Annotated in this window: 7 protein-coding genes and 1 pseudogene; 4 read left to right on the top strand and 4 right to left on the bottom strand. The window is 56.0% G+C overall.

Annotated elements, in window-relative coordinates:
• Position 1 precedes the first annotated feature (1 nt).
• On the top strand, positions 2-427 hold the full coding sequence (locus DNH61_RS24890; RefSeq protein ID WP_181438866.1) for a hypothetical protein: 426 nt from the start codon (positions 2-4) through the stop codon (positions 425-427).
• A gap of 26 nt (positions 428-453) precedes the next feature.
• On the opposite strand, the gene DNH61_RS24895 is transcribed toward DNH61_RS24890, so the two are convergent.
• Both DNH61_RS24895 and DNH61_RS24900 read right to left on the bottom strand, forming a co-directional pair.
• A complete protein-coding gene (locus tag DNH61_RS24895; RefSeq protein ID WP_111149669.1) occupies positions 454-1,008 on the bottom strand; it encodes a hypothetical protein in 555 nt (184 codons plus the stop codon).
• Positions 1,009-1,171: 163 nt separating this feature from the next.
• Positions 1,172-1,633, bottom strand: a pseudogene (locus DNH61_RS24900) (ABC transporter ATP-binding protein); the annotation flags it as partial.
• A 283-nt stretch (positions 1,634-1,916) separates the two neighbouring features.
• On the opposite strand from DNH61_RS24900, the gene DNH61_RS24905 reads away from it, so the two are divergent.
• Together DNH61_RS24905 and DNH61_RS24910 are read left to right on the top strand one after the other, a co-directional pair.
• The gene (locus DNH61_RS24905) at positions 1,917-3,965 is read left to right on the top strand and encodes a serine hydrolase domain-containing protein (protein ID WP_111149670.1); all 2,049 of its coding nucleotides are present in this window, start codon (positions 1,917-1,919) and stop codon (positions 3,963-3,965) included.
• 218 nt (positions 3,966-4,183) lie between these two features.
• Complete coding sequence (locus DNH61_RS24910; protein ID WP_111149671.1) at positions 4,184-8,458, top strand: carbohydrate binding domain-containing protein; 4,275 nt, start codon at positions 4,184-4,186, stop codon at positions 8,456-8,458.
• Here DNH61_RS24910 and DNH61_RS27080 read toward each other — a convergent pair.
• On the bottom strand, positions 8,455-8,577 hold the full coding sequence (locus tag DNH61_RS27080; protein WP_281272434.1) for a hypothetical protein: 123 nt from the start codon (positions 8,575-8,577) through the stop codon (positions 8,455-8,457). The two genes, DNH61_RS24910 and DNH61_RS27080, sit on opposite strands and share 4 nt — an antisense overlap.
• A 121-nt stretch (positions 8,578-8,698) precedes the next feature.
• Here DNH61_RS27080 and DNH61_RS24915 point away from each other — a divergent pair, with 121 nt between their 5' ends.
• A complete protein-coding gene (locus tag DNH61_RS24915) occupies positions 8,699-11,932 on the top strand; it encodes a cellobiose phosphorylase (RefSeq protein WP_111149672.1) in 3,234 nt (1,077 codons plus the stop codon).
• Between the two features lie 62 nt (positions 11,933-11,994).
• On the opposite strand, the gene DNH61_RS24920 is transcribed toward DNH61_RS24915, so the two are convergent.
• A complete protein-coding gene (locus tag DNH61_RS24920; protein ID WP_111149673.1) occupies positions 11,995-13,620 on the bottom strand; it encodes a response regulator in 1,626 nt (541 codons plus the stop codon).
• Positions 13,621-13,654: the final 34 nt, after the last annotated feature.

Below are 13,654 nucleotides of genomic sequence, written 5' to 3' on the forward strand. Positions count from 1 at the left end.
GTTGAACAAAGTGATGACGTGGTGTCTTACTGCTCTGGCATTATTGCTGCTTGCTGCCTGTACCCAAAGCAGTAATCTTAACATTCCTGAGGCCAACTCTTTTTTTGAGAAAATATCCGAGAACTACGGCGACATTGCTAACGGACAAATCCAACAGTTTGATAACGTATATATTACGGTCCATTATACATTGTCGTCCGATGATTTTTCGGTACAGGAGAGAGAGGAAGTATTTGAACAAACCCGTAATTTCTTTGAAAGCGAAAATATTAAGGAACAGATTGTGAACAAAATTGGTTCTGAGTATGATAAGAGCATGCTAAATGAGGGGTTTACGATTCGGTTCCAAAAACCCCAGTCGAAGACATATTGGGTTTATTTCCAAGACTCTGGCGAATGGACCTTAACAGAGTACAAACCAGAATAAATGCCTCTACCGCAGCTTTTCTTCACTTAATAAGACGAACTATAAACAACCTCATTTTCCTTATTGAAAACCTCGACCTTATAGCTGTCCTCCATCAAATCATCATTAAAGTATACGTACCATAGAAATTTATTTTCAGATAAGTCAGGTAGTTGGCTGTCTAACGCTATTAATTTGGCTTCATGTTGCTCATCAACCAGAATCCGGTCCACATTATCCACGGATACTAGTCCAAAATAGAACTTATGCTTGCTCTGAAGCGGGCCGACTCCGGCTTTAGACAAGGTTTGCTTCACATCCACCTCAAGTCCAGTCCCAGTAGCAGAATCCTTGAGCTTCCAGCCGAAGAAGTTTCTCGTCATAGAGTTGCCAACTATTTGGTCACTGTGGTTCAAGTAAAATAAATAAGCTTTCCGATCTTCTACGGTCCCTCCAATGAACTCTTGTATATCTGACACCCTGCTATAAACTAATGCGGTTGATGCGTCGTCAGAATATTGCCTAAGTACATGATAATAGAGTGATGTTAATAACAGCAGAGATGACACGATGATTAAACCTGTATAATATTTACGGTTCAATGTGACCTCCTTAAACGTTCAGGATTTGAAAAAAATGTGGCGTTTTCCCGTTCGACATGGCCATTGTAGCAAAGTGTATGGGTAATGAGAAGTTAGCTAGCGCCGGTCAATTCATAAACAAGGAGATATTCAAATGCTGGGGCGAGTGGCACCCCTTACGGCACTTCCTCATGCCCCCGGAGAAATGTTTAAGCGGACGCTTCGCCGCTTCCGATAATCCGAATTCCTCCAGCAGCTCAGCTGCTTTGTGCTTTGCCTCCAAACGTCCGAGACCCAGCAGCCGGGAGTAAATAACGAGATTTTCCGCTGCGCTTAACGATTCATCCACCGATGCATACTGGCCTGTTACCCCGATCAGCTGCCGCACGGCATGGGCGTCCTTCACGACATCATAACCGAAGATACGTGCCGAGCCGGCATCCGGCCGCAGCTGTGTCGCGAGCATTCGGATCGTGGTCGTTTTGCCTGCTCCATTAGGACCCAGCACACCATAGATCATGCCCGCCCCGACCTTCAGAACAACACCTGCTACCGCATGATTATCACCAAACGATTTGCGCAGCCCCTGCGCTTCTACCGCCCATTCACTCGAGCGCGCCTGTGCCCTTCCTGCTACTGCGTTCACCCTGACTCCTCCTCATTCATTACGGATAGACGGTTCATCAGCGCCGATCCACTGCAGAAACTGCTTCACTGCAGCACTGCCTGCCATTGTCCCCATTTACAGATAGGCCTCGCCCATCAGCTCCCGGGCATTACGCGGTGATAGGCTGTTCCCCGACCTGGGCCCAGCAGCATTCCCCGACTGCGGGCAGGCGTCCTTTTCCTCCTGCAGACGGTTCAGCATCAGCCCCTTAACGTTTACCATTTAGTGGTACGAATTACATATCAGGAGAGGTGCGTTGAGGATGAGATCAGGTAAACAGAGCAAGGCGAAGAAGAGGCGTGTCGTAGTATCTGCTGTTATGGCGGTGGCGCTGCTGGCATCGCCAGCTGGTATGTATGCGCAAGCTGACCCGGTGCAGGCTGAACGTGCTGCCCATTCGGCAGCAGAGCCGGCGGCTGCAGTGAATGCGAAGGAAGTTAAGGCCTTTACGGATGCGTATTTTGCCCAGCCCGAACTTCAGGCCATCCTGGCAGGCGCATTAGTCGTCGTAGTGAATGGGGATGACGTGCTGATGAATCAGGGGTACGGCTATGCTGATGTCGCGGCCAAGCGGAAAATCAACCCCGACCAGACGTTATTCCGGATGGCCTCCATCTCCAAGGTCATCACCGCCACAACGGTCATGCAGCTGGCTGAGCAGGGCAAGCTTGACCTCAGCAAGGATATTTCCGCTTATATGCCCGGCATTCATATCACGAACCGGACGGGGACGCCGGTAACGGCTGAGCACCTGCTCACGCATACGGCTGGTTTTGACTATACGGATGTGCGCCGGGTTCCGCGCGGCCACAAGGGACCGGAGATAACGATTCGCGAGAGCCTGGAGGCTAACACGCCGACGGTCGTTCGCAAGCCGGGCGAAGCGTACCGCTACGACAACCTGGCCTATACCATGCAGGGATACATGGTGGAGCATGCAGCGAACCAGCCATTTGAGCACTATGTTAAGGAGCATCTGTTTGATCCGCTGAACATGAAGCATGCGACCTTCAGGATGGATGACAAGGTGCTTGCCAATTTAGCAACCGGGTATCGGGCTGACATGAAGCCGCTGGAGCCCTACCCGAATTTCCCGACCATATCGCCGGGAGGCGGCATGTTTGCCACGGGCAGCGACATGGCTAATTTCATCCGGGCACATTTGAACGGCGGACAGTTTGAGGATACCCGCATCCTGAAGGAGGAAACCGTTCAGCTGATGCACCAGAAGCACTACGAGCTTGCGCCCGGTCTGCCGTTGATGTCCTACGGCTTCGAGTCATTCTTCCACAGCAGTCATAACGGTCAATTCGTCATTGGTAAAGGCGGAGATCAAGAGGGGTATCACTCCTGGCTCTGGCTGCTTCCCGAGCAGAAGACCGGCGGCATGATCGTTGTTAACAGTGATGCCAGTGCGGGCATCAGACAGCACTTTTTTGAAGCCTTCATGGATCATTTTTACCCGGGGAAGCCCAAGCAGCCTTATGACCAGACGCTTGGAGCCAGTGAGCTCGCCGCTTATGAAGGCTTATACCGAAGCTTGCGCACGCCCATCATGGCCATCAGGGTGAGTGCAGAGAACGGAAGACTTGCCGTTAGCGATCCGGCCGGCTCCCGTGTCCTGCATGCGGCAGGCCCGCTGCTGTTCGAGGATGAGGGAGGTAATCCTGCTGTATTCAAGAAGGATGCCGACGGCAGCATTTCTTATATCTATTATTCATCACCGGACAGCATGTACGAGAAGGTCTTGCAGGCCGCTCCCTACTCCGATGTAAGTGATCAGAGCCCTTATGCGGAGGATATTCAATTTCTGCGCTCACTGCAGGCGTTCGATGATGAAGGTGAGCTTGCGTTCCGTCCGAATGAAGAGATGACCAGAGCCGAATTCGTCAGCATTCTGGCCCGGTTCTCCGGGCAGCGGCCGTCTCCCGATCCGGCTGTGTTCCAGGATGCGCAGGGACACCCGCTTGAGCGCTGGATTCAGACAGCTGCAGAGCTGGGTGGACTGACGGGGACTAAGGGGAGGAACTTTGAGCCTGATCGAGCGATTACCCGGCAGGAAGCGGCCGCATTTCTGTGGCGTGTTGCCAGCAATGAGATGGGATTGGCCCCTGTAGAGGCAAACCTGGTCACAGAGCCAGCGCCCTGGGCGAAGGACGCGGTTCATTATATTGCAGCTAAGGGCATGTATGGTCCTGAAATACAGCTGAAGGGCAGCGGAGCTGTTGATTTTCAACCGGAGAGCATCATGACCAGACAGGAGGCGGCAGCCATGTACGCCAGATTTATTCAGAGGCTGTTTCTGCCTTAAGGCGGCGTTTACCGGGGAACTGTCCCGGGACAAGAGAGGTCATCAGATGTATGGGACGGAGGTCTGCCCCGGGAGGAGCAGGCCTCCTGCTGTTTGTTAACATTGGAGTATAAAAACAAAAAGAATGGCATTTCATTAGGAGGCGGCTTGGGAAATACTTAAGAGGCAGGGAGGAAAATGATACAGACTCTACATAATCAGGAGGGATACGCAGAAAAATGAGAGCGCTATCATCGAGGGTTATTCAGATGTCCAGACGCAAGGGACTCAACAAGAAGAGAGGATTGCTTCACAGGATAACAGCCGTTCTGTTATGCGTCGTACTGGCAGCCGGGTACGGAACGGCAGCAGGAGCCGTTGTGCATCAGGAGGCAGATATACAGAAGGGAGCTTCTGTGCAGCCAGAAGCTGCCGTGCAATCGGGGGCTGCTGTGCAGCCGGAGTCAGCAGCAGGAAAGGACGCCGCAGGACATTGGGCTGAACCCGCGCTGCACAAATGGCATGCGCAAGGGCTGCTGTCAGGTTACCCCGGCGGAAGCCTTCGGCCTGACCAGCCGATGACGCGGGCTGAACTGGTTACGATGATGAATACGGTGTTCGGCTTCACCGGGACGGGCAGCACTTCCTTCAAGGATGTAAGCGGAGAAGAGTGGTACGCGCAGGTTATATCATCTGCAGCCCGGGCGGGTTATATCGCCGGGTATCCGGACGGCAGCTTCCGTCCGAATCAGGCGGTGACGCGCGAGCAGGGCGCTCATATGCTTGCGGGGCTGTTCCAGCTCCCGGCGCAGCAGAGCTCTGCATTGGCATCCTATCAGGATGCCAGTCAGGTAAGCGCCTATGCACAGGAGAGTCTTGCCAGGCTTGTGGGCAGCGGCAGCATGGGAGGATATCCGGATGGCACACTCCGGCCGCGCAAGCCGGTAACGCGCGCGGAGATGGTGACTCTGCTGGAGCGTCTGGCTCCAAGGATCATCCAGCAGGGAGGAACGTATACAGGTGAAGCTGTACACGGAAATCTACTGGTCCGTTCGGCTGCCGCAGTTATCCGGGATGCTTCCGTAGACGGAAACGTATTCCTGACCGCAGGAGTCGGAGAGGGCGATGCGCATGTGCAGCGGTCGGCTGTCAAAGGCGTCCTGTTCGTTAACGGCGGGGGTGCTAATAGCGTCTACGTCGCGGATTCTACGGCTCAGAGGATCGAGCTGGACAAGAAGGAGGGGGCTGTACGGATTGTCCTGTCAGGCAGCTCGCAGATCAGCCGAGTTGACGTCAAGACTCCGGCCATCATCGAGGTAGAAGAGGGGGCCAGCGTTGGTACGGTTGAGATTGGGCAGGGCGCAATAGGTACTAAGGTACTGGCAGCGGGGGGGATTGGAGAAATCATGAACCATGCAGATGATACCCTGTTGAATGGGAAGGAATTAGACAAAGGGGTGACCAAGCCTGCTTCAGATAAAGGTCAATCCGCACCAGGCGGAAGCTCGCAGCCTTCGTCCGGGGTGACTCCAGGCAGCGGTAACGTACAGCCGCCAGTGGAGCCTGATCTGGGCACGGGCAATCCGCAGCCGCCGGCAGAGCCTGATCCAGGCACAGGCAGTCCGCAGCCGCCGGCAGAGCCTGATCCGGGCACAGGCAGTCCGCAGCCGCCGGCAGAGCCTGACCCAGGCAGGGCGGAAGACTGGACGCTTGTGTGGAGCGATGAATTTGAAGGCACGGGGACCAACCTGGATGATAACGGCGTCAATCTGGATTTGTGGGATTACCAGCTTGGCACGGGCGCCCAGTATGGGCTTGACGGCTGGGGCAATAATGAGCAGCAGTATTACCGCGCGGAGAATGCCAGGGTTGAGGACGGCAGGCTGATTATTGAAGCCCGCAATGACGGCTACGGCGGCAAGCCATATACCTCGGCCCGGCTGTATACGCAGCCTACCTTTACCAAGAAGTATGGCAAATTTGAAGCGCGGATGAAGCTTCCAGTCGGCCAAGGCTTCTGGCCGGCCTTCTGGATGATGCCCGCAAGCGATGTATATGGCGGTTGGGCAGCCTCCGGCGAGATTGACATTATGGAAGCAAGGGGCCGTTTGCCGGGTGAGATTGGCGGAACCATTCACTATGGCGAAAGCTGGCCGTTGAACCGCTATTCCGGTAAGGATTATCACTTCCCTGAGGGAACCGACATTTCGGACTTTCATACCTACGCTGTGGAGTGGGAGCCTGGCGTCATCCGCTGGTATGTGGACGGCAATCTTTATCAGGAGCAGAACAGCTGGGACAGCTGGGGCAAGGACATGCCGGCCAAGTATGCGTTCCCCGCGCCGTTCGATCAGGAGTTCTACCTGATTCTGAATCTGGCGGTCGGCGGAAATTATGACAACGGCCGTGTTCCTGACGCTTCCATGCTTCCATCCTCGATGGAAGTTGATTATGTCCGTGTCTACGAACTGACTGGCCGTCCGTACAACACGCCTGTGGAGCCGCTGGTTGAGGCTGAACCGCTGCCCGCAGGCGCGAAGGAAGCAGTAGACGGAAACTATGTGCACGATACCCGGTTTGAGCAGGCGATTAAGGAAGTGGCTGCGGAGGGAGAGGCGCTTGACAGCAGCGGCTGGAATTTTGTCCATATTAGCACGTTCGACGGGGACGGCTCCATTGGGGTGGAACCGCTCGAAGGCTCTCCTTTTGCCAAAATCGATATTAGCCGCGCTGGCAATGCGGTCCATTCTGTTCAGCTGATCCAGAACGTTACGCTCGGCAAAGGCAGATGGTACAGACTTAGCTTTGATGCGAAGGCAGCAGCCGAGCGGGCTATGACCGTCAAGCTGGGCGGCGGGGCTGACCGCGGATGGACGGGGTATTCCAGAGCGCTGGATGCGCAGCTTGGCACTGGACTTCAGAGCTACGAGCTGGTGTTCCAGATGGAGAAGGAATCCGACCCGCTGGCGCGTCTCGAATTCAATCTGGGTCTGAACAGGTCCACTGTATGGATTGGTAATGTCAAGCTGGAGGAGGCAGAGGCCCCTGAGCTCTATCCCGATCTCCCGAAGGTGCCGGTGAACGGAAATCATGTGTACAACGGCACATTTGATATGGGCAGAATGGACCGGATGACCTACTGGCATTTCATCACCAATGGGGCAGCAGCCGAAGCTTCGGTTCATCCGGATACGAGGGAGCTGAAGATTGGCATCACGGACGGCGGTCATGCCGCAGATGCTGTTCGGCTTGTGCAGCCGGGAATGAAGCTGATCACAGGCAATCAGTATCAGATTACGTTTGATGCGAGGGCGGATGAAGCCCGAACCCTTCAGGCGGCAGTCTGGAGCAAGGATGGATCGGCTGTCTATGCAGTTCCTCAGGACGTGCAGCTGACGGCGGAGATGGAGACGAAGACCGTAACCTTCGAAATGCAGTCGGTTTCCGATCCGGAAGGACAGCTGGTGTTCCTGCTCGGCGGCAGTACAGCGGATGTGTACCTGGACAACGTGGTTGTGACCCGTCTGACCAATGACACGGGAGAGCTTACGCTGGATGAGCAGTTCCCGCTGAAGAATGGTGACTTCTCGCTCGGAACCGCAAACTGGAGCGAGCATGTTCAGGGCCGTTGGGACGGCTGGGACCATGACACACGGTTCACCGCCGAGAACGGCGGGCTGACATTCCATATTGCCGGCGCGGGAAATAATCCTTGGGACGTCATGCTGATGCAGAACGATTTCCCGCTTCGGAGCGGGAACACCTATGTTGTGTCAATCGATGCCAGATCTACGTTGGACCGTCCTGTGGAGATTGTGATTGATGCTGACGGACAGCGTTATCTCTCCGAAACGGTTCAGCTGACAGGCTCCGCGCAGCGCTTCAGCTTCGAGCTTCCGGTAACGGACGATCTTACCGCTTCCTTCAAGCTGCTCATGGGCAAGGTGGATGGACTGCAGGCGGGAGGAGCGCACGATGTGTACGTGGATAACGTCCGGGTGGAGCAGAAGGGCGCGCGCGAGCAGGCCTTCCTGGCCGCAAACGGTGACTTTGCGGAAGGACTGTCGGGATGGGATACGCACTGGCAGGGACAGTATGACGGACCGTCCTCCGTTTCATTCCAGGCGGATACAGGAGAGCTGCATGCCGCGATAGCTCATGCGGGCGTCAATCCCTGGGATATTATGCTGATGCAGACGGATAAACTGCTGAAGCAGGACCAAACGTATGTGGTTTCCTTCGATGCCAGGTCAACGCTGCCGAGAACGATTGAGGCGGTGATCGACAACAGTGAATATACACGGTTTCTAAGCGAAAGTGTACAGCTGACACCGGAGATGCAGACGTACAGCTTTGAAGTGAGGATGGACAGCGATCAGACTGCCGGGCTCAAGCTTCTGATGGGCGCAGCGGAAGGCATGACTGCTGACAGCCATGACATCTTCATAGACAACGTGCGCCTGGAGCTGAAGGGTGCGAGTGAAGCGCTCGGCGGAACAGCCTCCGCTTCTTAACAGAGCGCATACTTCAAATCTGCATACTTCTTCCGCATACTTCCGCAGGCTGCAGCCGCAAGGCCAGCAGACAGGCCGGCCGGGTTATTCGAACCCGGCCGGCCTTGTTTGTCTGCCATCCTATCTTCCGGGGCCATATGTCAACAAAGTGGTATGAATGTTAAGATATTGGGCTATCGGAGAGCCCGTTCACGAGGAATAATGAAGAGGAGACCATTTTGCCGTTACAGGAGGATGCATATGGGAGCAGTACGATACGAATATGATGACCGCGGCCGTTTTGTCGTGGAGCAGTATAACAGGGCTGAACCGTTCTCCAGCTTTCTGCCGGGTATTGCAGGCACGGCGGGTATTCCGCTGTGGCTGTACTATGTGAACAGGGGACAAGGGGTGGCGAGCTTCGGCGTTGAGGATAAGAACAGTGCTATTATGGAATTTTTCCCGGCCAACAAATCCTACCAGCTGGTGCCTTACCAGGGCTTCCGCACCTTCATCAGATACAGGACAGAACAGGGAGAGGGATACCTCGAGCCATTCGCCATGACGGGGACGGGAGCAGACTGCCGGGAGCGCATGCTGATCTCCCCCAATATGCTTGAGCTGGAGGGGAGCTATCCGGCGGAAGGCTTGTCCGTAGAGGTCGGTTACTTCACGATGCCGGGCGAGAGCTTCGCGGCGCTTGTGAGAGATGTGACCGTAACGAACACGTCGGGGAAAGCGATGGAGCTGGAGGCGCTGGACGGCATGCCTGCCGTTATCCCTTACGGAATGAATCATTCGGTGTACAAGGAACTGGGCTATACGATGAAGAGCTGGATGGATGTGCAGCATCTGGAATCGGGTATTCCGCTGTACAATCTGCGCGGCAGTATAGCCGATACAGCCGAGATGGATGCCATCAGCGGAGGCCATTTCTATCTGGGCTTTACAGATAAGGCGGATCAGCGTCCTGCGAAGCCGGGCCGCCCGATTGTGGATATGGATCTGATCTTCGCGCATAATACGAGCCTGTCCCGGCCTGACGGCTTTCTGAAGCACGGGCTTGCGGCGCTGATGTCCGCTCCCCAGGTCACCACAAACAAGGTGCCCGGAGCCTTCACCGCAGCTGTCCGGACGCTGCAGCCTGGCGAGAGCCTGCGGCTGGTATCCATGGCGGGCCATGTCAAAGACATTGAACGCATTCACGCGAGGGCGGAGGAACTGGCGAGCTTTGACTATATCGAGCGCAAGAAACAGGAGGCGGCAGGGGTTGTGTCCCGGTACACGCAGGATGTTGAAACCCGCACAGCCATGCCCCAGTTTGACGAGTATGTCAAGCAGAGCTATCTGGACAATTTCCTGCGGGGCGGTTATCCGCTTATATTGGACAACGGCACGGAGGAGGGGGCGGTCTATCATGTCTTCTCCCGCAAGCATGGTGATCTGGAGCGGGATTACAACTTCTTCAAGCTGCTTCCGAGCTTCTATTCCCAGGGCAACGGCAATTACCGGGATGCCAACCAGAACCGCCGATGCGACATCTTCTTCCATCCGCAGGTCCATGATTTCAACATCCGCATGTTCCTCAGCTTCATCCAGCCGGACGGTTATAATCCGCTTGTCGTCAAGGGCTGTTCCTTCAGGCTGAAGGACGATGCAGAGCTGATGGCCTATGTGGCGGAGGAGCACCGGGAGACGATGCGCCGGTTTTTTGAACGGCCCTACCATCCTGGAGAGCTGCTGAATATGATGATGGACCGGCAGGTCAGCCTGACCATAGCGCCGGAGCAGTTTATGCAGGAAGCGCTTCGCCGATCAGAGCAGAGCTTCGAAGCGGAGTTCGGAGAAGGCTACTGGATCGACCACTGGACGTATAATTTGGACCTGGTTGAGAGCTATCTCGTGATCTATCCCGACCGGCTGGAGGAAGTGCTGCACGGCAGGAAGGCATATGCCTACTACGACAGTCCGGCTGCCGTAGCTCCGCGCAGCAGGAAGTATGTCCTGGCCGGTGAGGGCCGGGTCCGTCAGTATAACGCCGTTGAGGAGAACGAGGAGAAGGAGCGCCGCCTCAGCAGCCGGTCAGGCGGCGGGCACTGGGTGAGGACGGGGAACGGCGGGGGAGAGGTCTACCTGTCTACCCTGTTCGAGAAGCTGCTGATGCTGGCAGCAGTCAAATTTGCGACGTTGGATCCGGAAGGCCTCGGAGTTGAGATGGAGGCAGGAAAGCCGGGCTGGAACGATTCCATGAACGGTCTGCCCGGGCTGTTCGCGTCTGGCTTCGGGGAGACTTGTGAACTGAAGCGGCTGATGGAGGCGCTGCAGCAGTGGAACGCCCGCGGGGCGTTCATTCCGGCGGAGGCTGCCGAGCTGATCGGAACGGTCGAGCTTGAGCTGGACCGGTACGAGGCATCTCAAGAGGCTGACAGGGATTTCGGCTATTGGGACCGCGTGTCTACCGCGCGCGAGCTGTACCGCAGCCGCGTTGCGGAAGGCTTCGAAGGAACGGAAACAGAGCTCACGCCAGAGCGAATTGGACTGTTCCTGGAGCGGTGCCTCCGCAAGCTGGATGACGCGATGCAGAGAGCGCTCGCGATTGGCAAGGGCATCTATCCGACCTTCTTCTGCTACGAGGCCGAAGCCTACACGCCGCTTGGGGATGCGGACGGCAATGCGCTGTCTGACGCCAAGGGCAGGCAGTTTGTCCGGGTGGAGCGGTTCCGCCGCGTCGATGTTCCGCGCTTCCTTGAGGGGCCGGTGCGCGCGTTCAAGGTGCTGAAGGAGGAGAAGGACCGCAGACAGCTCTATGCCGAGATTCGCGGCAGCGGGATCTATGACCGGAAGCTGAGCATGTACAAGGTGAACGAATCGCTGGCCGGACAGCCGCTGGAGCTCGGACGTTCCACGATCTTTACGCCGGGCTGGCTGGAGAACGAGTCCGTCTTCATGCATATGTCCTACAAGTACTTGCTGGAGCTGCTGAAAGCGGGCCTCTACGAGGAGTTCTTCGAGGACATGCGGCACGCGATGCCGCCGTTTCTTGATCCTGCCGTATACGGCCGCAGCATTCTGGAGAATTCCTCCTTCATTGCAAGCAGCGCCAACCCGGACGAGACGCTGCATGGCAGGGGTTTTGTGGCGCGCCTCAGCGGCTCTACCGCGGAATTCCTGAACATGTGGTTCATCATGATGGCCGGCAAGCAGCCGTTTCGGGCAGATGAGGGCGGATTGACGCTCCAGCTGATGCCGAGTCTTCCCGGCTGGCTCTTCGATGAAGCCGGCGATGTGCGGTTCCGGTTCCTCAGCTCCTGCGAGGTGACCTATCGCAACCCGCAGCGGAAGGATACATTTGCACTGGATGGAAGCAGGACGCGTTACACGCTGACGCTGCAGGATGGCACGAGCGCCGATATGCAGGGAGCGATACACGAGCCCTATGCAAGCCTTGTCCGCTCGGGGAGCGTCCCGGCGATCACCGTACAGCTGCCAGGCTGACGATTATTTTGAATAAGGAAGAACCCGTCCATACTTGCTGGGGGCGGGTTCTTCTTTTTGTCTCAGGCCAGCCTGTCTCTGTACTCTTGGGGCGTCATGCCGTATTTGTCCTTGAACAATTTGATGAAATAGCTGGTCTTCAGATAACCGAGCCCTTCGGCAATCTCATAAATCTTCTCATTCGTGTTGCGCAGCTTGTAGGTTGCCTGCTCCATCTTCAGACGGAACAGATAGTCGCTGATCCCTTCCCCGGTTTCGAGCTTGTATACCTTGGACAGATACGACGGGTTCAGGAATACATGGCCCGCGATCGACTGCAGGGAAGCCTCGCCAAGGTGATGGTGGACATAGTCTTGAACCTGCCGCACGAGGCTGGAGCGCGAATCCTTCGCTTCTTCGGCCATGGTGCGTTTGTAGGTTTCCAGAATGCCCGCCGACCAGTCGCGGAGCTGCTGAATCGTATGAAACTGCGGCCCGCTCACAAGCTTTCTGTACTCCTCGCCCATCAGCTCCGACATCAAGCGCTTGCTCTTGTGGATCGAGTAGCTGAATGCGCTGACAATCATGAAGTAGGTTTCCAGGATATGCTCATGAGAGTGGCTCCACTTCTGCTCCAGCTCATCAAATATCGCGTCCATCTTCTCGTCCAGCGCGTTCCACTGGCCGGCCTCCAGCAGGTGAACCAGCATGGGAGGGTCATACAGATGCGTGAGGGAATTTACGGATTGTGCCCTCTGCTCCGGGCTGTCCGCGATCGTGAGAAGCAGCTCTCTGTCGCTGCCGATATGCTGGCGGAACTGGACAACAGATTCATCGTACAAGGGGCTTAATTCCTGGGGAAACGGATGCCATCTGCTGATCAGGACGGAGACCGTGCCCTTAAGAAACTGCTTGACGCTGTGCTGAAGCCTTGAGGCCTTGTTTTCCGCCGTGTCCTTAAGGCCCGCTTCCCCGGTGCCCGGTTCGGATTTGGGCTGGATCAGGAACACCATGTAGCCATGCTTGTCCTTCACCTGCCAGAGATGGAAGGTATCCGCGAACAGCTCCTCGGCCATATTGAAGACGGCATACTCCATAAGGGGTACATCACTGCCCCGGTACCGGTCAAAATAATCCTCCAGCCGCAGCAGCATCAGACAGTAAGGGCGTCCGGATTGAACGGGCACCTCCAGCAGCTCGAGGCGTTCAGCCAGCTCATCTTCAGGCACGCGGCTGCCTTCCAGCAGGTCCATCAGCAGGTGGTTGCGGAGGGCGGGGCGGTTCTGTCTAATGGACTGCATGGCATTCTGGTAGGAGGAGATGGCTTCCCATTCCGCCTCGATATCCTTGACAGCCCTCTGTACGGCCCCGATCAGCTCCTCATCCTCGCAGGGCTTCAGCAGATAATCGGTCACCCGGTTTTGCAGCGCCCGCTTGGCATAGTCAAAATCCTCATAGCCCGACAGCAGGATGCAGCGGATTTTGTCCCATGTAGCTCGCACTTGTTCGATTAAATCCAGTCCTGAAGCGCCGGGCATCCGGATATCCGTTATGATGACGCCGACTGGGTTCACGGCGACGATCTCCAGAGCTTCCTGGGCGGAATAAGCTTTATGAACCTTTATGATGCCGGCCTGTTCCCAAGGAATCATGTCTGCCAGGTCATCGACCAGATCAGGCTGGTCATCGACAATCAGCAGCTGGTGCATGGCTTCACACTCCTGTCATTTCGTAGTCTGCGGG

The sequence above is a fragment of the Paenibacillus sambharensis genome, assembly GCF_003233845.1.
Classification (GTDB): domain Bacteria; phylum Bacillota; class Bacilli; order Paenibacillales; family Paenibacillaceae; genus Paenibacillus_I; species Paenibacillus_I sambharensis.